At 33.0% G+C, this 21,535-nt stretch carries 16 protein-coding genes and 1 tRNA gene; 13 read left to right on the top strand and 4 right to left on the bottom strand.

Annotated features, from left to right (window positions below):
• Positions 1-70: 70 nt before the first annotated feature.
• Both UEQ13_RS14405 and UEQ13_RS14410 read left to right on the top strand, forming a co-directional pair.
• Positions 71-1,300 (top strand): metallophosphoesterase, encoded by a 1,230-nt coding sequence (locus UEQ13_RS14405; protein ID WP_329807023.1) that lies wholly within the window; start codon positions 71-73, stop codon positions 1,298-1,300.
• 74 nt (positions 1,301-1,374) lie between these two features.
• Positions 1,375-1,671: a thioredoxin family protein gene (locus UEQ13_RS14410; RefSeq protein ID WP_091469308.1), complete on the top strand. Its 297-nt coding sequence runs from the start codon at positions 1,375-1,377 to the stop codon at positions 1,669-1,671.
• Here the strand turns inward: UEQ13_RS14410 and UEQ13_RS14415 are convergent.
• The 3 genes from UEQ13_RS14415 to UEQ13_RS14425 form a co-directional block, all read right to left on the bottom strand.
• A complete protein-coding gene (locus UEQ13_RS14415; protein ID WP_329807025.1) occupies positions 1,668-2,297 on the bottom strand; it encodes a polysaccharide deacetylase family protein in 630 nt (209 codons plus the stop codon). The genes UEQ13_RS14410 and UEQ13_RS14415 overlap by 4 nt on opposite strands.
• 70 nt (positions 2,298-2,367) lie before the next feature.
• On the bottom strand, positions 2,368-2,562 hold the full coding sequence (locus tag UEQ13_RS14420; protein ID WP_329807027.1) for a hypothetical protein: 195 nt from the start codon (positions 2,560-2,562) through the stop codon (positions 2,368-2,370).
• A gap of 175 nt (positions 2,563-2,737) precedes the next feature.
• The gene (locus tag UEQ13_RS14425) at positions 2,738-5,965 is read right to left on the bottom strand and encodes a DUF2723 domain-containing protein (RefSeq protein WP_329807028.1); all 3,228 of its coding nucleotides are present in this window, start codon (positions 5,963-5,965) and stop codon (positions 2,738-2,740) included.
• Positions 5,966-6,105: 140 nt separating this feature from the next.
• On the opposite strand from UEQ13_RS14425, the gene UEQ13_RS14430 reads away from it, so the two are divergent.
• Positions 6,106-6,176 (top strand) — tRNA-Gln (locus tag UEQ13_RS14430).
• A gap of 138 nt (positions 6,177-6,314) precedes the next feature.
• Here UEQ13_RS14430 and UEQ13_RS14435 read toward each other — a convergent pair.
• Positions 6,315-7,139: a universal stress protein gene (locus tag UEQ13_RS14435; RefSeq protein WP_329807030.1), complete on the bottom strand. Its 825-nt coding sequence runs from the start codon at positions 7,137-7,139 to the stop codon at positions 6,315-6,317.
• Positions 7,140-7,321: 182 nt separating this feature from the next.
• On the opposite strand from UEQ13_RS14435, the gene rimP reads away from it, so the two are divergent.
• The 10 genes from rimP (at position 7,322) to UEQ13_RS14485 (ending at position 21,475) form a co-directional block, all read left to right on the top strand.
• Positions 7,322-7,789, top strand: a complete 468-nt coding sequence (rimP, locus tag UEQ13_RS14440) for a ribosome assembly cofactor RimP (RefSeq protein WP_329807031.1) — start codon at positions 7,322-7,324, stop codon at positions 7,787-7,789.
• 15 nt (positions 7,790-7,804) lie between these two features.
• A complete protein-coding gene (gene nusA, locus UEQ13_RS14445; RefSeq protein WP_329807032.1) occupies positions 7,805-9,046 on the top strand; it encodes a transcription termination factor NusA in 1,242 nt (413 codons plus the stop codon).
• A gap of 55 nt (positions 9,047-9,101) precedes the next feature.
• The gene (infB, locus tag UEQ13_RS14450; RefSeq protein WP_329807033.1) at positions 9,102-11,954 is read left to right on the top strand and encodes a translation initiation factor IF-2; all 2,853 of its coding nucleotides are present in this window, start codon (positions 9,102-9,104) and stop codon (positions 11,952-11,954) included.
• A 660-nt stretch (positions 11,955-12,614) separates the two neighbouring features.
• Entirely contained in the window at positions 12,615-13,214 is a 600-nt protein-coding gene (locus UEQ13_RS14455; RefSeq protein ID WP_329807034.1) for a murein L,D-transpeptidase catalytic domain-containing protein, read from the top strand.
• Positions 13,215-13,319: 105 nt separating this feature from the next.
• Complete coding sequence (locus UEQ13_RS14460) at positions 13,320-13,922, top strand: flavin reductase family protein (protein WP_329807036.1); 603 nt, start codon at positions 13,320-13,322, stop codon at positions 13,920-13,922.
• Between the two features lie 136 nt (positions 13,923-14,058).
• Positions 14,059-16,350 carry an oxidoreductase gene (locus tag UEQ13_RS14465; RefSeq protein WP_329807037.1) on the top strand — a complete coding sequence of 764 codons (2,292 nt, stop codon included), beginning with the start codon at positions 14,059-14,061 and terminating at the stop codon, positions 16,348-16,350.
• Between the two features lie 9 nt (positions 16,351-16,359).
• The gene (locus UEQ13_RS14470) at positions 16,360-17,949 is read left to right on the top strand and encodes an AMP-binding protein (protein WP_329807039.1); all 1,590 of its coding nucleotides are present in this window, start codon (positions 16,360-16,362) and stop codon (positions 17,947-17,949) included.
• A 64-nt stretch (positions 17,950-18,013) separates the two neighbouring features.
• A complete protein-coding gene (locus UEQ13_RS14475; protein ID WP_329807040.1) occupies positions 18,014-19,594 on the top strand; it encodes an FMN-binding glutamate synthase family protein in 1,581 nt (526 codons plus the stop codon).
• Between the two features lie 192 nt (positions 19,595-19,786).
• Entirely contained in the window at positions 19,787-20,203 is a 417-nt protein-coding gene (locus UEQ13_RS14480; RefSeq protein WP_329807042.1) for an acyl-CoA thioesterase, read from the top strand.
• Positions 20,204-20,494: 291 nt separating this feature from the next.
• The gene (locus tag UEQ13_RS14485; RefSeq protein WP_329807043.1) at positions 20,495-21,475 is read left to right on the top strand and encodes a carbon-nitrogen hydrolase family protein; all 981 of its coding nucleotides are present in this window, start codon (positions 20,495-20,497) and stop codon (positions 21,473-21,475) included.
• The last annotated feature ends 60 nt before the right edge of the window (positions 21,476-21,535 follow it).

Raw genomic sequence — 21,535 nt, forward strand, 5'->3', positions numbered from 1 at the left:
TTGTTAAAATTCAATAAATATTTATGTTAATTGTCAAGTTGTTAGTTAATTTGTGTAAAATTTAAAAAACATGAAAGGTTTAATACCGTTAATTATATTGTTAATTGTTGAATTCTACTCGTTTCAAGCAATTAAAACCATAACCAAAAACAAGTGGGTTTTAGGTGTTTATTTAGCTATATCGCTTATTGCGATGCTTTTTATCGTGTATTCTTTTATGAATTTCGATAGAGGTAAAGGACAAAATAAATCGAGTTTGTTTGTTGTCGGCTTAGCCTTATTAATATATATTCCGAAAATTTTAATCTTTTTGGTGTTGTTTATTGAAGATGTTTCCCGTTTTGTAGAAGCTTGCATTATGAGTTTTGTGGATGAAGATAGAGAACAATTTTTCAGTCCAAGAAGAAGATTTGTGAGTCAGATTGCTTTAGGAATTGCTGCTATTCCGTTCGCCTCTTTAGTTTATGGAATGACAATTGGAAAATATAATTTCAAAGTGATTAAACAACAACTCTTTTTTGATGATTTGCCTGAGGAATTTGATGGCACAACTATTACTCAAATTTCAGATATACACAGTGGAAGTTTTGATAACAATACGGATAAGATTAAATATGCTGTTGATTTAATTAACGAACAAAATTCCGATTTGTTATTATTTACAGGTGATATCGTGAATACACATGCCAAAGAAATGGATCCATGGATTGATACTTTTAAAGGTTTATATCATCCGAAATTAGGAAAGTATTCTATTTTGGGAAATCATGATTATGGAAAATATTTTGAATGGGATTCTGATAAAGAAGAAAATCAAAATTTTGAAGATGTAAAAGCCATTCACCAAAAAATAGATTTCAATTTATTGATGAACGAAAACGTAAGGCTTAAAAAAGGTTTGAGTGAAATTGTATTGGTTGGTGTAGAAAATTGGGGCGTTCATTTCGGTAAAAAAGGCGATTTGAAAAAAGCTACTGCTAATACAAAACCAGAAGATTTTAAAATAGTAATGAGTCACGACCCAAGTCATTGGGAAAATGAAATCAAAAATCATGACACACATTATCACTTAACCTTATCTGGGCATACGCATGGTTTACAATTTGGAATTGAAATACCGGGTTGGTTCAAATGGAGTCCGGTGCAATACGTTTACAAACAATGGGCGGGTTTATATGAAAATGCGGGAAGATATATTTATGTAAATCGTGGTTTTGGCTTTCATGCCTATCCGGGAAGAGTAGGAATTATGCCAGAAATCACCGTAATAGAGTTAAAAAAAACTAAAAAAGACGCGTAATCACTGAAAAAGTCTGCATATTTGTTTGATATATTAAAAAAATATTTACATTTGTTTAATAAACACTTCGGTCTATGTCGAAATTTGGAGAACTTATAGATGCACAAGTACCCGTATTAATTGATTTTTTTACGGAATGGCACGAGCAATCTATTACTATGAATGAAACAATTCGTCACGTTGCTGCTGCCTTAGGCGATAAAGCAAAAGTGATTAAAATTGATGTAGATAAAAATAAAGAATTAGCAGAAGCACTGCGTATTAAAGGTTTGCCAACTTTTATGATTTATAAAGATGGTCAAATGGTTTGGAGACAAAGCGGTGAATTTGATGCGAATACTTTAATTACTCTTATTCAAGAACAAGCTTAGGCGATTTTTTCAAAATTAAATCCTTTACTTTTTAATGTTTCAATGGTTTTATCTAAACTATTGAGCAAGTTTTTTTGTGCTTTTACGCTATCATGAAAAACAATAATACTTCCTGACGACACGTTATTAACTACGTTTTCATAACACGTTTCTGGAGAAAGATTCACATCGTAATCTTTACTCAATACATCCCACATAATTATTTTGTAGCCTAATTTTCGTAGTTTATAAGATTGCCAAGGCGTAATTTTTCCATAAGGCGGACGAAACAATTTCGAATTTCGAATTTTAAATAGCGAGTTCAACTTGATTTCACAAGCTTCGGTGTTACTGATATAAGTTTTAGTTGGTGTTTTCCAACCTTTCAAATGACTATATGTATGATTACCTACAGAATGGTGTTTAGAAATGATTTTCTGAACGATTTCTGGATGTTCTCTGACATTATCACCAATGCAAAAAAACGTGGCTTTGATTTGATGTTTTTCTAAAATTTCTAAAACTTTTTCGGTGATTTCAGGAGTAGGTCCGTCGTCAAAAGTTAAATAAACAGAATTGTCAGCATTTGGAATGTTCCAAACCTGATTGAAAAATATGTGTTTTATTATTTTAGGAATTTTTGTCATTTACCACCCAAAAGTAATAAAGTTTTAAGTTCCTTTTTGTCTTAAGATGTTTTTTATTTTGAAAATACTCTTAAGATTCGTCTTTTGTTGTTTTTACAAGTCCAATCCCTGCAATAAAAAACACGATTCCTAATATTCCATATATGATTAAAGATTTTACGTCACGTTCGCTTCCAGATGTAGAAGTAAATACAAATGCGGTATAAATCAGACCAGCAATTCCAAGAATTGTTAATAATGCGCCAAAAAGTCGTTTAATATTCATGATTATAAGTTTTGAATTACTTCCAAAGTTAAGATTTAAACTTTTTGGCCTTGTTATTGAATTTTGGATATAATTTGTATAATTCCTACTTATAAGATGAGTGCTGTTCGCATAAATTTATTTCGCTATTATGTATAAAAAAAAGCCACTCGAAAGTGGCTTTAGTATTGTTGTTTTATTCTATGTTAATTCCGTAATCACCCATCATTTTGTTGTAATTGTTGAATTTTACAATTTGTTGACGATGGAAGTCTAAATCATTATTTTCTTCTGCAATAAGAAGTAACATGTAATATCTTTTAATTTCATCATTAATTTCTCTTCCATAAAATGCTTTTTGTTTTTCGGATTGCGAATTAAAGAACGTAATTTTTTCCTGATGTTTTTTCATCAGTTGATTCAAGATTTTTCTTCCTTCTTCTGGTTTGCCAATTTTATAATAACCTTCTGCAAATGGATTGACAGTGGTGTAGTATTCAAAATAGTCAATTGGCATGTTTTTCATTGCAATTTGAATTACTTTTTCCGCCTTATCGAATTTCTTTTCTTCAATTAAAGCTGTCATCAAACGAGAAAGATTATTTCTATACGATAAAGCATTTTTACGTGTTTCTGGATCATGATAAATTTTATCACTTCCGGCATTGCCCCAAGTCCATTTGTTTATAATAGTATACATTTTATCTGTATCAATATAACCCATGTCATAAGAATTTCCTTCTTCTAGCTTAGTTTTAACAGGTACTAATTTGTAAACCATTCCATCTAATTGCAGGTATTCTTTCATCCAAATATAATCATCAGAACCGAAACTTCCTGGAGAAAAGTAAATAGGTCTTTTCCAGTTGTTTTCGTTAAAAATATCTAACATTAATATTCTGTTTTTATATAATGCGCCACCTTTTAATTTCAATTGAATTTCATCAACAATCGAATCATTGTATTTTGGAGAAACCACTTTATTTTTAATAATATTTTGCTTGTCGATTTTAATCTTCAAGTGCTCACTTGGATAAAAATGAACAAATTGTCCGTTTTTCATTTCTCTTTTCGAACGGTCGTCTTTTAAGAAATCTAAGGTTAAGCCTAAATCTAATGTATCTGTTGTTCTTTCGTCAAACAAACAATAGTTTCTTTTATCACCAACATATTGATCATGTGTAAATGAAATCGGTAACGCATCAGATTTGTTTGATTTTACTTTCATTTCATCAATATACCAATCCGTAGCTAATAAACTGGTGTTTACAATTCTAATATCTGTTCTATAACCTTCAATTTCTTGTAAATACCACATTGGGAATGTGTCGTTATCTCCAATAGTAAATAAAATAGCGTTCGGTTCGCAAGAATCTAAATAGGCTCTTGCCATTGCAACAGCTGTGTGTTTTCCACTTCTGTCGTGGTCATCCCAGTTTTGAGAAGCTAAAACGACTGGAGAAGCCAATAAAGCAGTTGCTAAAACTGCTGGTAAAGCTACTTTCGGTTTCACATATTTTAAAATGTATTGATAAATGGCATACACTCCAACTCCAATCCACATCGCAAAAATGTAGAACGAACCCACTAAAGCATAATCTCTTTCTCTTGGTTCAAAAGGTCTTTCATTAAGATAAACTTTTAAGACTAAACCAGTGAATAAGAAGAGTAAAAGTAAAACATAAAAGGATTTCCATTCCTTCTTAGCGTGATATACCATTCCGATAACGGCTAAAATAAATGGTAAAAAGAAATATACATTTCTACCTTTATTGTTTTTCATGTCAGTAGTTAATTCGTCTTGATTGTCTAAGTGTAAATTGTCAATGAATCCAATTCCACTCAACCAGTTTCCTTCTAAACTTTCGTAATTTCCTTGTTGATCATTTTGTCTTCCAACAAAATTCCACATTAAATAGCGGAAATACATGTAGCCAAACTGATATTCAAACATGAATTTCATATTGTCTGAAAACGACGGTTTTTCAATGGTTAAATAATCGCCATATGTTTTTAAGAATTCTTCATATTCGTCTAATCCTAATTTATTTGAAGCAAATTTACTTCTAAAATCAGAAACAATTTCTGTAAACTGACCTAGTTTCTCTTCATTTGTTTCGCCAGTTTCTTCGTCATAAAAAGCTTCGTGATTGATGCTAAACTCTAATGGTTTTGTAAAAGTCATGTAGTTTTTAGCGTGTTCTTCACTCCAAAGTCTTGGTAAAAAAGCGTTGTGATCTGAGTTTGGATTGTGATTGGCGTCTTTATAGTTATTGGTAATTACATATTTACCAGTTTTCTCGTCTCTTTCGTAGTTAGGTTTGTCATCAGAGTAGGGGTCTTCTTTATCTGCTCCAGCATAAACATTTGAAAATTGTGGACCATAAAATAATTTCGTTTCACCGTATTGCTCTCTGTTATAATATGCTAAAACTTCGGCAGCGTCACTTGGTTTGTTTTCGTTAATGTTAATGTTTGAATTCGCTCTAACTGGTAACATGATCCATGTTGAGAACCCAATTAATATAAATAACACGCACAATAATAGGGAGTTGTAATCTACTAATCCTTTTTTCTTAGTGTACGATAATCCGAAATAAAATCCAGCAACAATTAATATAAAAGCAATTATAGTTCCTGAATTAAAAGGTAATCCAATTGAGTTAACTGCGAAAATTTCTGTTTTTGCGAAGAAGGATAACGTGTACGGAAGTAAAAATTTAAAAATAAACATCAGAATAGCCAAAATTACTACATTGGCGATAATGAAATTTTTTGTAGTTACATTTTTTTGTTTCTTGAAGAAATACAACATTCCAATTGAAGGCAAAGCTAACAAAGCCATAAAGTGGACTCCAAATGAAAGTCCAATCACCAAAGAAATTAGAATTAACCATTTGTTTCCTCTTTCTGATTCTAGTTCTTCTTCCCACTTCAATCCAAGCCAAAATAATAAAGCAATAAATAACGAAGCCATAGAATAAACTTCTGCTTCTACAGCATTATACCAGAAACTATCTGTAAAAGTAAAAGATAAAGCAGCAATTAATGAAGCGCCTAAAGTTAGTTTTGAAGTTTGGTCATTCCATTCAGAAGTAGCTTTTACAATTTTTCTAATAATTTTAGAAGTCGACCAATACATAAACAAAATAGTAAACGCACTAGAAAAAACCGACATCATGTTAATCATTAATGCAATTTGAGTGTCATCTGTTGCGAACATAGCAAAAAAGGCACCTATCATTTGGTATAAAGGCGCACCTGGTGGATGTCCAACTTGAAGTTTTGCTGCGGTTGCAATATATTCACCACAATCCCAAAAACTCATAGTAGGCTCTACTGTTAAAGTATAAGTTATTAATGCAATTATAAAAGCAAACCAACCTAAGTAAGTGTTCCATTTGCTGTAATTAAATGAAGTCATATTTGTGCTAAATTAATTTAGATTACAAAGAAACTATTTATTGAACAGATAAGCAATTAAAATTTTCTTAAAAATTTTTAAAGAAATGTTTGCAAAGAAAAAAATATATATTACATTTGCACTCGCAATAACGAAATAATTGGCTCATGGTGTAATGGTAACACTACTGTTTTTGGTGCAGTCATTCAAGGTTCGAGTCCTTGTGAGCCAACAAAAAATCCCGCTTTGAAAAAAGTGGGATTTTTTATTTTATATGGTTTGGGTTTTGTGAAATGTAATTAAGTTAATCCTATAAAAAAATCCCGTTCTGAATATATCTGAACGGGATTTTTATTAAATTATTTAGAACTTATATCTTAAAAGCAACAACTGGTCTTTTAGCATGGTTTACTAAATCTTCAGAAATACTTCCGTTTAAAAAGTGAGATAATCCTTTTCTACCGTGTGTACAAACTCCGATAATATCTGTGTTTGAATCTTTAGCGAAATGTAATATTCCTTTTTCTACATTGATGTCGTTGTAGATGTGTGTAGAATAGTCTGAAAAATGAAATTCTTCAATAAAACCTTTTACTTTTTCTTCTGCAGCTCTTGTTGTGCTAAAGTTGTTTGGAGTAATGATGTAAAGTAAATTAATATGAGATCCAAAGCTTTTTGCGAAATCAACTACTTTTTCAAATGGTTTTTTTATTTCTTTAGAGAAATCAGATGCAAAAGTAAGTGTGTCTACTTTGAAGTCTTCTTCTTCTTTTTTAATTACTAATACTGGGATTTCAGAATTTCTAGCTACTTTTTCTGCGTTAGAACCTACAAACATTTCGTGGAAACCGCTAGCGCCATGAGAACCCATAACTACTAAATCCACATTGTGTTTTTTAGCATTGTCCATAATTCCGTCAAATGCCATATTAAATTGAACCAAACTCGAAACTTTTACATCATCTAAAAAACTTGTATTCTCTAAATCTTCTAATTTTTCTAAAGCTGCATTTTTGAAAAACATCAATTCAGGAATGTCATGCGCAGTATGAAGAGCGTCATTTCCCGATGTAGATAACTCTAACATGTGTAATAATATAATTTCGCCATCATTTTTTTTGGCAATTTGTGCGGCTACTTTAAGAGCATTTTCTGCGTGTTTAGAAAAGTCGGTAGGTACTAAAATTGTTTTCATTGTGTTTAAATTTAATTACGGTTTGTTAACAAATATAAAATTACAAAAATATTTTGGAATTGTTCAACTTTTTTTGAAAAATGAAATATTTGTGCATTTCAAAAAAAATGTTGTATATTTGCGCAGTTATTTCGTAATGAACCAAATAATGAGGCACGCATTGCGTGCCTCTTTTTATAAAGATGACATTTAAAGAAAAAGTAAAAGACTTGCTTGGCAAGGCGTTAGAAGAGCACCCGCAATTGTTTTTGATTGATTTAGATTTTTCAGAAACAAACAAGATTTCCGTTGTTTTAGATGGCGATTCAGGCGTGAATTTGCAAGATTGTATCAATGTTAATAGGTTTTTAGACAACGGATTAGAAGGAGAAGAAATAGAATTTTCTATTGAAGTGGCTTCAGCTGGTTTGTCAACTCCGTTAAAATTGGTAAGGCAATACAAAAAAAATATCGGTAGAACGTTAAAAGTGAAAACAATTTCTCACGGAGATGTTGAAGGAACCGTAACTGAAGCAGATCAGGAAGGTGCAACATTAACTTGGAGCGCGAGAGAGCCTAAAGAAATCGGAAAAGGAAAAGTTACAGTTGAAAAAACTTTAAAGATTTCTTATACAGATATAAAAGAAGCAGTAGTAATAATATCATTTTAAAAAATAAAGCATAACATGGAGAATATTGCATTAATAGATTCATTTTCAGAATTTAAAGACGACAAACTAATCGACAGAGTTACCTTAATGGCAATTTTGGAAGATGTGTTTAGAAATGCGTTAAAAAAGAAATATGGTTCAGATGACAATTTCGATATTATCATTAATCCTGATAAAGGAGATATGGAAATATGGAGAAACCGTGTGGTAGTTGCTGATGAAGATTTAGATTTCGAAAATGAAGAAATTACGTTAACAGAAGCAAGAAAAATTGAACCAGATTTTGAAATCGGTGAAGAAGTTTCTGAAGAAGTTAAATTAATCGATTTAGGAAGAAGAGCCATTTTAGCTTTACGTCAGAACTTGATTTCTAAAATTCACGAACACGATAATACGAATCTTTACAAGCAATTTAAAGATTTAATTGGTGATATTTATACAGCAGAAGTACATCACGTAAGACCTAAAATGGTAGTATTGATGGATGATGATGGAAATGAAATTATTTTACCAAAAGAAAAACAAATACCAAACGATTTCTTTAAAAAAGGAGAAAACGTGAGAGGGATTATCGAAAGTGTAGAGCTTAAAGGTAACAAACCTCAAATTATCATGTCAAGAACAGCGCCAAGTTTCTTAGAGAAATTATTCGAACAAGAAATTCCAGAAGTTTTTGATGGTTTAATTACAATTAAAAAAGTAGTTCGTATTCCTGGTGAAAAAGCGAAAGTTGCTGTAGATTCTTACGATGACAGAATTGATCCAGTTGGAGCTTGTGTAGGTATGAAAGGTTCTCGTATTCACGGAATTGTTCGCGAATTAGGAAATGAAAATATCGACGTAATTAATTATACACAAAACACACAATTATTTATCACTAGAGCCTTAAGCCCAGCTAAAGTTTCTACTGTAAAAATTGATGAAGAGAATAAAAAAGCAGAAGTTTTCTTAAAAATTGAAGAAGTTTCAAAAGCCATTGGTAGAAACGGTCAAAACATTAAATTAGCTAGTCAATTAACTGGTTACGAATTAGATGTAATTCGTGAAGGTATTGTTCAAGAAGAAGATGATGTGGAATTAAGAGAATTTAGCGATGAAATTGAAGAATGGATTATCGAAGAATTTGAAAAAATCGGTTTAGATACAGCAAGAAGCATTGTAGATCAAGATGTAGCTGATTTAGTTAAAAGAACAGATTTAGAAGAAGAAACCATTTTAGATGTGATCAATATTTTAAAAAATGAATTAGATAGTTAATTCAAATTAACATAATAGCAACGCAACAACACAGAAAATTAAGCAAAATACACATATGTCTGAAGAAAGAGTAATACGAATAAGTAAAGTTTTAAAAGAATTCAACATTTCACTAGATAGAGCTGTTGACACCTTAAAAGAAAAGGGTCATAGCATTGAGCATAGTCCCAATGCAAAAGTTTCTCAAGTGGAATTCGACGTCTTGTGCGATATTTTTTCGGCCGATAAAGGTAACAAGGTAGCTTCGAAAGAAGTTGGCGAAGAAAAGAAAAAAGAGAAAGAAGCATTAAAACGTGAAATCGAAAAAGAACTTGAAGTTAAGCGTCTTGCAGAAGAAGAAAGACAAAAACAAGAAGTTATTAAAGCAAGAGCAGTTGTTACCGCTCCTGTTACTTTAGGAAAAATTGATTTAAATCCTAAAAAACAAGAACAACCAAAAGTAGAAAAACCTGTTGTTGCTGAGGAGAAACCTGCTGTTGTTCAAGAAAATAATGTTGTTGCAAAAGAAGAAAAACCAGTTGTTGCAGAAAAAACTTCAGACAAACCTGCAGAACCTGTAAAAAAATCTTTTGAGAAACCTAAAGAAGCTCCAGCAAAAGCTGAAGAACCTTCTATTCAACCACAAGAATTTAATGCTGACGGAACTCCAATTGAAGTAAAGTTAGACACACAATATACAAAGCTTTCAGGAGCAACTTTTACTGGTCAAACGATTGATTTATCTCAATTTAATAAACCTAAGAAAAAGAAAGAAGAGTTTAAAAAACCAGGAACTCCTGGTGCTGCAAACAAACCAGGTACGCCAGGAGCTGCCGGAGCAGGAGCTGCAGCCAACAAACGTAAAAGAATTATCAAGCCAGGAACTCCAAATACAGGTGGAACAGGTGGAAATACGCAAGGCGGTGGTGGCTTTGTAAAAAAACCATACCAAGGCGGACAAGGCGGAGGTGGTTTCAAAAAACCAGGTTTCAACAAAACAACACCAGTTGTAAAAGTTGAGCCAACTGAAGAAGAAGTCAAAAATCAAATTAAAGAAACTTTAGAAAGATTACAAGGAAAAGGTAATAAATCTAAAGCGGCTAAATATAGAAGAGATAAAAGAGATACGCACCGTCAACGTACTGATGACGATTTAGCACAACAAGATTTAGAAAGCAAAATCCTAAAAGTAACAGAATTCGTTACAGTTGGTGAAATTGCTACAATGATGGATGTGCCAATTACGAAAGTAATCGGAACTTGTATGTCTTTAGGAATCATGGTTACCATGAACCAACGTTTAGATGCAGAAACATTAACAATTGTTGCTGACGAATTTGGTTACGAAATGCAATTTATCACTACAGACATTGAAGAAAATGCAGTAGTTGTTGAAGATACAGAAGAAGAATTAGAATTCAGAGCGCCAATTGTTACGGTAATGGGTCACGTCGATCATGGTAAAACATCTTTACTGGATTATATTCGTAAAGCAAACGTTATTGCTGGAGAATCGGGAGGAATTACACAACATATTGGAGCATACGGAGTAACTTTAGATGGTGGTCAAAAAATCGCTTTCTTAGATACACCAGGTCACGAAGCCTTTACAGCGATGCGTGCCCGTGGAGCTCAAGTTACCGATATTGCTATTATTGTAGTGGCAGCGGATGATGACATCATGCCTCAAACAAAAGAAGCAATCTCTCACGCTCAAGCAGCTGGAGTTCCAATGATCTTCGCTATTAACAAAGTGGATAAGCCAAATGCAAATCCAGAAAAAATTAAAGAACAATTAGCAGGTATGAATTTACTTGTTGAAGATTGGGGTGGAAAATACCAATCTCACGATATTTCTGCTAAATTCGGACAAGGAATTCCAGAATTATTAGAAAAAGTATTATTAGAAGCGGAAGTTTTAGAACTTAAAGCTAATCCAAATAAACCAGCACAAGGAACTGTTGTGGAAGCACAATTAGATAAAGGTCGTGGTTATGTATCTACTATTTTAGTACAAGCCGGAACTTTGAAAATTGGTGACTACATGTTAGCGGGTAAAAATCATGGTAAAATTCGTGCCATGTTTGATGAAAGAGGAAACAGCATTAAAGTAGCTGGTCCATCAACGCCTGTTTCAGTACTTGGTTTAGACGGAGCACCAACAGCTGGAGATAAATTCAATGTTTACGAAGAAGAAAGAGAAGCGAAACAAATTGCAACTAAACGTGCACAATTAGCTCGTGAGCAATCTGTAAGAACTCAAAAACATATTACGCTTTCAGAAATTGGTCGTCGTATTGCATTAGGTCAATTTAAAGAATTAAACATTATCCTTAAAGGAGACGTGGATGGTTCGGTTGAAGCCTTATCTGATTCGTTCTCTAAATTATCAACAGAAGAAATTCAAATTAATATCATTCATAAAGGAGTTGGAGCGATTACAGAATCTGACGTATTATTAGCTTCTGCTTCTGATGCGATTATTATCGGATTTAACGTTCGTCCTGCTGGAAATGCTAAAGCCTTAGCTGACAAAGAAGAAATCGATATCCGTAACTATTCTATTATTTACGCAGCTATTGACGACTTAAAAGACGCAATGGAAGGAATGCTTTCTCCAGAATTGAAAGAAGAAATTACAGGTACTGCAGAAATTAGAGAATTATTCAAAGTTTCTAAAGTTGGAACAATTGCTGGATGTATGATTACAGATGGTAAAGTAATCCGTAACAACAGAATCCGTTTAATTAGAGAAGGTGTTGTTATCTTTACAGGAGAATTAGTAGCTTTAAAACGTTTCAAAGACGATGTAAAAGAAGTTTCTAAAGGATACGATTGTGGTATGCAAATTAAAGGATACAACGATATCAAAGAATACGATATCATTGAAAGTTTCCACGAAATTGAAATCAAAAAGAAATTGAAATAATATTTTGATATAACTTAAAAGTCCCAATGAAAATTGGGACTTTTTTTGTTTAATAATTTTTTTATTAATTCTATAATTTTAATATTTTTGAAAATATATTAAATAATAAAATTCATTTAAATCATTAATTTCTTTTACCATGAATGCTATTATAGGATTCAAATTTAAAACTCATTATGATAACTAAAATAGTAACACTTTTATTAATTAACGCTTTATTATACTTTCTATTCTTGAAAAATTTTAAATTGTATTATTATATAATATTTTATTTTGTTTTTGTTTTTATTTTTAAAATTATATTTAAGGTCATGACATCCTATGATGTGCAAATTTATGATATGGAGTTTAAAAACCTGTTGTTTTTAAGTTTAGGTTTGTTGTTTTATCACACAATTTCTAATAGAATTAATAAACTGTTTTCATTTAAAGAAATTAATTCCACATATGTTTTTTTAATGTTGATCTCCTTTTTACAATTTTTTATTTTAATTAAAATTGTTTAGTTGCGAAATAAATTTGATATTGTAGAAATATTTTAAGTGTCCAAATTGTAAATAAAAACTAAAACTCAAAATAAGCAGATTGGTTTGGTAGGTTTTGTTGATTTAGATGGCATAATAATATCACAACTTCTTCGTTATTCCATAAAAACTAACAATGAATTATATTAAAATATTTCTATTAGCAGTCTTATTTCTTTCTTGTCAAACGGAAACACCTAAATTAGAAATTAAACCAAAAGACTATACCTCTTATGTCAAAGAAGCAAAAGCTTATGTGAAAAAGAACAACCTCAATCAAAACAAATTTATATTAATCGATTTAGATGTACATTCCGGTTTAAAACGCTTCTTTGTCTACGATTTAAAAACCACTAAAAAAACAAAATCATACATGGTAAGTCACGGTTGTGGCGATCATATGTGGAGTTGGACCTCAAGCAAAGAAAACGCGCCAATTTCAAATGAACTCGATTCACATTGCTCTTCTATTGGGAAATATGTAATTGGTTCCCGTGGTGTAAGTCAATGGGGAATTAAAGTGAATTACCTTTTAATCGGAAAAGAGAAAACCAATTCAAATGCGGTAAAACGCGCAATTGTATTGCATTCTTGGGAGAAAATATCTTCTGAAGAAGTGTTTCCTAAAGGCACGCCAGAAGGTTGGGGTTGTCCAGCTGTTTCAAATGAAAGTATGAAGGAAATTGACATGCTTCTTAAAGCCAACAAAAACATGTTAATGTGGATAATTAAATAATTTGAATATCCCACAAATTCTTTGCAAATTCAGATAATTTTAAACCTAAAAAAATATAATTATTATTATTTTTAACTTATTTTTGAAGATACTAAAATTCTTCAAATGCAATTTGATATTCAAAATACAGAATCTTCGGCTTTATATAAATTATTAACAGGAACTGTTATTCCTCGCCCTATCGCTTGGGTTTCAACTGTTGATGGTTTTGGAAATAATAATTTAGCGCCGTTTTCCTTTTTCAATGTAGTTAGCGAAGATCCGCCACACATTATGTTTTCTACAGTTAGAACCGGAAACAAAAACAAAGATACCTTAAATAATATCATCCTAAACAAACAGTTTGTTGTCAATTTAGTAACGGAAGATGTAGTAGAACAAATGAACATCACTTCCCAAAGTGTAGCTTCAGATGTGGATGAATTCGAATTAGCAAACGTAACGCCAATCGATTCCATTTACATCAAACCAAAGCGCGTAAAAGAAAGTTTAGTGCATTTTGAATGTGAAATGGTGCATCATTATTTTATCGAAAACCATCAAAACGGTGGTGCTTGTATTATCATCGGGAAAATAATTACCATGCATATTGACGATGCTATACTATTAGAAAATCACAGAATCAATTTAGATACTTATAAACCTGTAGCACGTTTAGCAGGTTCTAATTATAGTAAAATAGGAGAAATTTTTTCCATTAAAAGATAATTTAATAGGAAAATAGATTTAAGAAATTAGAGAAATTATTATAATTTTTTAAATTTCTTAAATCTGTGTTCCAAACAAAAATAATAGTAAAAATAGTATCTTGATAACTTGAGATACTGAAACAAGTTCTGTGTAAATGAAAATAGCAATAATTGGTGGTGGTCCTGGCGGACTATATTTTTCGATATTAACCAAAAAAGCAATGCCGCATTGTCAAATCGATGTGTACGAGCGCAACAAACCAGATGATAGTTTCGGTTTTGGAGTGGTTTTTTCAGATGAAACTTTGGGTGAATTCTTAAAACGCGACATGCAATCCTACGAGTTAATTCGCAGCAAGTTTGCCTATTGGGACGATATTATTATTGCTCGTGACGGAGAAAGTGTTAATATCGCTGGAAATGGTTTTTGTGGTTGTTCTAGAAAAACGCTATTGCAATTATTGCAACAACGCTGTCAAGAAGAAGGCGTGAATTTGCATTTCGAACAAAATGTAGATGATATTTCGCTTTTCGAAAACGCTGATATGGTTATCGCTTCAGACGGAATTGGAAGTAGTATTCGTACCAAATACGAAAAGGAGTTCGGTACAAAAATCGTAATGAAACAAAACCGTTTCGTTTGGTTAGGTTCTACAAAACCCTTAGACGCTTTTACGTATTTTTTCAGAAATACGGAACACGGTTTAATCGTAGCCCATTCGTATCAATACCAAGAAGGTATGAGTACCTGGATTTTTGAATGTTCGGATGAAACCTGGCAAAAACATGGTTTTGAAGTCACCAATGAAGAGGATACGATTGCTAAAATTTCAGAAATATTCGCAGCTGAATTAGACGGACATCTTCTAATTTCAAATAAATCACATTGGCGCCAATTTCCGCACGTAACCAATGAAAACTGGTACCACAAGAATATCGTTTTATTAGGCGATGCCAAAGCTACGGCACATTATTCTATCGGATCGGGTACAAAATTAGCCATGGATTCCGCTATCGGATTATCGGATGCAGTAATTGCGAATCCAACAGATGTGCAAGCTGCTTTTCAACAATATGATAAATCTCGTAGAAATACAGTTGAAATGATTCAATATGCGGCTTTAGTCTCGTTAGATTGGTTTGAAAACATGAACCGTCATAACCAACATCCGTTTTATCAATTCGCTTTCGGTTGCATGACGCGTTCGAAAAAAGTAACTTTCGAAAACTTACGCTTGCGCGATAAATCATTTACAGATAAAGTTTTAGAAGAATTCAATGGCAATAATAATGTAAATGACAAAAATCAATCGGCAGCTTTCTCAACTTTCAAATTAAGAAATTTAGAATTGCAAAACCGAATCGTAATGGCGCCAATGGGACAATATGCCGCAGCAAATGGATTGGTTAACGATTGGCATTTTCAACATTATACGTCAAGAGCAGTTGGCGGTTTAGGTTTAATTTTAACCGAAATGACTGCTATTTCTGAAACAGGAAGAATTACAGAAGGTTGTGCCGGAATTTATAACGAAAATCAAATTACAGAATGGAAACGTATTAACGATTTCATTCATCAACATACACAAACAAAAACAGGAATGCAATTAGGTCATTCTGGTAGAAAAGGAGCAACTAAAAAACCATGGGAAGATTCATTTAATGGAATAAGTTGGGAATTACTTTCCGCTTCAGCCCTTCCTTTTAACGAGAATTCAAATACGCCAAAAGCAATGACTTTAGCCGATATGGATTTGATTATTTCTCAATTTGTTCAAGCTTCAAAAAATGCCAATGATGCCAATTTTGACATGATTGAATTGCAAGCACATCACGGATTTTTATTAGCTTCTTTCTTGTCGCCATTAACGAATACTAGAACTGATGCATTCGGCGGAAGTATCGAAAACAGATTAAAATTTCCATTACGAGTTTTCACCGAAATGCGAAATGCTTTTCCAAAAGAAAAACCCATGTCGGTTCGAATTTCAGCTACAGATTGGGCAGAAAACGGAATTACAGAAGATGATGTAATAACAATTGCCACTGCTTTCAAAAATGCTGGTGCAGATATTATCAATGTTTCAACAGGAAATACAGTAGCCAATCAAAAACCACAAACGGGAAGAATGTGGCAAACACCTTTTTCAGATACTGTAAGAAATACCGTTCATGTTCCAACGATAACTGCTGGTTACATTCAAGATATTGATCAAATTAATACCATCATTTTAAATGGTCGTGCCGATTTAGTAGCCTTAGGAAGACCTTTATTATTAGATGCAAACTTTGTAAGAAACGCTCAAGCCTACGAACAATTTCAAGCAACTGATATTCCAAATCCATACAAAATGGGAATTTCACATTTGTATCCGCTAAAAGCTTCGGAAAGAAAACAAACGGAAGGCATGAAAAAAGCATTGAAACCGAAGAGTAATAAGAAGTAATTGGTAGTTATGAAACATTACGAAGATAATTTTGCCCATATAAATTTACCTGATCTGGAGTTACAACCAGAATATAAATTCTTGGATTTAACACAATTCAATCGACCAGAAATGCTTAATTGTGTGCAAAAACTTTTGGATAATCACATTAAAGAAGGTCGTGGAAATAATATTTGTATCCGAACTTTTGAGGAAACTTGGACGTATCAAGATTTATACGAAAAAGCCAATCAAATTGCACATGTTTTGGTGGATGATTTAGGTTTGAAATCTGGAAATCGTGTTTTAATTCGTTCTGCAAATAATCCCATGATGGTCGCTTGTTGGTTTGCCGTGTTAAAAGCGGGCGGAATTGTAGTCGCAACTATGCCTTTATTACGTTCGAAAGAATTAACTACAATCATAGATTGCGCCGAAATTTCTCACGCCTTTTGCGATAGCGATTTAGCCGAAGAAATGCATTTAGTGAAATCCGATTTTCTAAAAAAAGTGAGTTTCTACAGAAATTCCGATTTAGAAAAGTTAATGGAATCTAAACCAAAAACGTTTCATAATTACCATACAAAATCTGATTCGGTAGCATTAATTGGTTTCACTTCTGGAACAACAGGTTTGCCAAAAATGACCGCACATTATCATAAAGATATTTTAAATATTTGCGAAGCTTTCCCACAATACGCTTTGCAACCTAATCAAAATGATGTGTTTGCTGGAAGTCCGCCACTTGGTTTTACATTTGGTTTAGGCGGCTTGGTTTTGTTTCCCATGTATTTCGGCGCTTCGACATTCTTAATCGAAAAGCCAAGTCCCGATTTACTATTAAAAGCGATTCAAGATTATAAAATCACTATTTGTTTTACAGCTCCTACGGCTTGGCGAATTATCACTACAAAAGTCAACGATTTTGATGTTTCAAGTCTTCGAAAATGTGTTTCTGCTGGTGAAACCTTACCCTTAAAAGTTTGGCAAGATTGGTACGAAGCGACTGGATTAAAAATCATAGATGGAATCGGAGCAACAGAAATGTTACATATTTTCATTTCATCCAATGAAGAAAAAATGAAGCCTGGCGCAACTGGTTTAGCTGTTACAGGTTACGAAGCTAAAATTATCGATGCAAACGGAAACGAATTACCTAGAAATGAAGCCGGAAGATTAGCAGTTCGAGGCATTACAGGTTGTAAATATTTAAACCGAGAAGACAAACAAAGAGAATACGTAGCAAACGGCTGGAACATCACAGGCGATATTTTCCGTCAAGATGAAGAAGGTTATTTCTATTTTGTAGCGCGTGGCGATGATATGATTATTTCTTCTGGCTATAATATTGCCGCAATTGAAGTAGAATCCGTACTTTTAACTCACGAAGCCATTTTAGAATGTGCCGTTGTCGGTTTACCGGATGAAGAACGCGGTATGTTAGTTTGTGCTTATGTAGTTTTGAAAGATTATAACGAAGCTTCAAATGCATTATCAAAAGAAATGCAAAATTGGTTTAAAGAAGTAGCAGCACCGTATAAATATCCAAGATTATTATATTTTGTAGAAGCTTTACCCAAAACAGAAACTGGGAAAATTCAACGATTTAAATTGAAATAAAAATAATTTAAAACTTGCGAAGCTTGCGTAAAACCTTATGAGCTTTGCGGTTAAAACATAAACTATGAGAAAAGCATTTTTAATAATAAGCATTACCATTCTTTCCTTAACAGGAATACTTATCTACATCAATTGGAAATTCAGTTTTCTACTTTTGATATTTCTTCCATTAATTGGGATGGGATTATACGATATGTTTCAATCGAAAAAAACCATTCGTAGAAATTTTCCACTATTAGGAAGAATGCGTTATTTGCTTGAAGCTCTCGGACCTGGAGCGCGTCAATATTTCATTGAAAATGATACGGATGGAAAACCTTTCAATCGTTTACAAAGAAGTATTGTCTACCAAAGAAGTAAAAAAGAAACAGATTCTATGCCTTTCGGAACACAACTCGACGTGTATAAAGAAGGTTACGAATGGATCAATCATAGTATAAAAGCGATTCCTTTTTCAAAAGTTAACGAAAATCCACGCGTAAAAATTGGTTCTTCGCAATGTGAAAAACCTTATGAAGCGAGTTTGTTTAATATCAGTGCGATGAGTTTTGGTTCGTTAAGTAAAAATGCCATTTTAGCTTTAAATAACGGAGCTAAACAAGGTGGTTTTTATCACAACACGGGCGAAGGCGGCTTATCACCTTACCATTTACAAGGTGGCGATGTGGTTTGGAATATCGGAACAGGTTATTTCAGTTGTCGTACCGATGAAGGAAAATTTAATTACGAAGAATTCGTAAAAAGGGCGACATTAGACAACGTAAAAATGATAGAAATCAAGTTTTCTCAAGGCGCAAAACCAGGTCATGGCGGAATTCTACCTAAAGAAAAAGTAACAGATGAAATCGCCGAAATTCGTTTGGTATCAAAAGGAAAAGATATTTTGTCTCCACCAACACATTCTGCTTTTACAACACCTTTAGAATTAATGGAATTCGTAAAACTATTACGAAAAGGTTCTGGCGGAAAACCCATCGGAATTAAAATTTGTATCGGAAATAAAACAGAATTCATCTCCATTTGTAAAGCTATGGTGGAAACTAAAACCTATTTAGATTTTATTACCGTTGATGGTGGAGAAGGTGGAACGGGTGCCGCACCGCAAGAATATTCAGACCATGTTGGAATGCCATTGCGAGATGCTTTAGCTTTTGTTTACGATTGTTTAAACGGTTTTGCAATCAAAGATCAAATCAAAATTATCGCATCAGGAAAAGTAATTACTGGATTTGACATCATTAGAAATCTATCATTAGGTGCCGATGTATGTAATTCTGCTCGAGGAATGATGTTTGCCTTGGGTTGTATTCAAGCATTAGAATGTCATGCTAACACTTGCCCAACCGGAGTAGCAACGCAAAATCCAAGACTAACAAAAGGTTTAGTGCCTGAAGAAAAAAGCATACGTGTTTCCAGATATCATCATGAAACGGTAAAAAGTGCGATGGATTTAATGGCGTCAGCAGGTTTAGCACATCCTGATGAAGTTGACAGAACAGTAGTAAGCACAAGAATTGAACGTTCCAAAATACAAACTTTCGAAGAAACCTATCCAGAATTAAAAAAAGGAGCCTTGCTTGAAGGAGCAACCGTTCCCAACGAATTTTTTAGATTTTGGAAAAGAGCCAATTCAGCAAGTTTCTAATTTTTTTAAGAAGCTAATCCCGCTATCCGTTACAATCTTTTCTTTTTTTTTAAGGAAAAACAAAAGGATTTACACTACTATCGGGGCTAGAATAAGCACAAATGAAGAATTTTTAGACAAACATAAAACAAAAACTTAGCGACTTGGTGTCTTCGTGGCAAACAGCAAAATTCGCGACATAATACATAAAAAATGATATTTACCAAACAAGAAAAAATCCGTTTCAAACACATCGATTACGCCGGAATTGTTTTCTATCCGCGTTTTCTAGAAATGCTAAATGATTTAGTAGAAGATTGGTTTGAAGAAGCTTTAGACAGACCTTTTTCAAAAATGCACGAAACCAACGGCATTCCAACCGTAGATTTAAAAGTACAGTTCAAAAATGCCGCTAGAATTGGTGAAACCTTATCCAAAAAATTGTGGGTTTCGGAACTAAAATCGTCATCAATAGTATGCGGATTTCAATTCACCAATCAAGAGGATAAAACCGTTTTAGAAGGTGAAGTCACTTTAGTGAATGTGAAAATTCAGGAAGACAGGCAAAGTATCAAAGCAGAACCTTTTAATGAGGAAATGAAAGGTAAAATTTCAAAATATACAGTATAACAACACAGATTAAAGAAATCTGAGAAATCCACACAGATTAATTTTTAAAATTTCTCAAATTACTTAAATCTGTGTTCCAGAAAAATCAGCAATTATCAGCGTTTGAAATGCAATCCGTTTCATCCGCGTACCAAAAATATCGAATTATAAAAGAGTTAAAATAACACTTAATTAAGGAACCTAAAAATTATAATAATTTCTCAAATTTCTTAAATCTGTGTTCCAAAAAAATCAGCAATTATCCGCGTTTGCAATGCAATCCGTTTCATCCGCGTACCAAAACAATAAAATATGGACTTTAAAAAATTCAAAGCAGCCACCGTTCAAACCTCACCCGTTTTTCTAAACGTAGAAAAAACAGTTGAAAAAGCGATTACATTCATTAAAGAAGCCAGTCAAAATGGTGCGCAATTGATTGCCTTTCCAGAAGTGTTTGTTGCGGGTTACCCTTATTGGAATTGGATCATGACGCCAGTTCAAGGTAGCAAATGGTATGAAAAACTATATAAATGTTCGGTAAAAACAGATGATGAAGCGATGCAACCTTTGTTTCAAGCGGCAAAAGATAATAACATACATATCGTAATCGGAATTAACGAACGAGGCGATTCTTACGGTGAAATTTACAACACCAATTTAATTATCGATAACAAAGGAATCTTAATCGGAAAACACAGAAAGTTAGTCCCAACTTGGGCTGAAAAACTAACGTGGACTTCTGGTGACGGTTCTTCATTAAAAGTATATAATACAGAAATTGGTCCAATTGGAACTTTAGCTTGTGGAGAAAACACAAATACTTTAGCACGTTTTACCTTGCTTTCTCAAGGGGAATTAATTCACATTGCGAATTATATTTCATTACCAGTCGCGCCACCAGATTATAATATGGCTGAGGCGATAAAAATTCGTGCCGCAGCCCATTCTTTCGAAGGAAAATTGTTTACGATTGTTTCGTGTTCAACCGTTTCTAAAGAAATTATGGAAGCGTTAAAAGAAGATGTTCCAAATGTAGAAGAATTACTAACTCGTAAAAACTCGGCTTTTTCTGGATTTATTGGTCCAAATGGCGCTGTAATCGGCGAACCTTTAATTGATGATGAAGGAATGGTTTACGCGGATATCGATTTAGAAAAATGCATCCAACCAAAACAAATGCACGATATTCTCGGACATTATAACAGATTTGATATTTTTGATTTGAGAGTCAACATCGCACCAACTCGAAAAATTACGTTTATCGACAATCACGAGGAATTTAATAAGAGATAAAAAATAACGTCTATAAACTACGACAGAGTTTTGAACTCTGTCGTAGTTTAATTTAAATTA

The sequence above is a fragment of the Flavobacterium facile genome (assembly GCF_036321945.1).
GTDB lineage: Bacteria > Bacteroidota > Bacteroidia > Flavobacteriales > Flavobacteriaceae > Flavobacterium > Flavobacterium facile.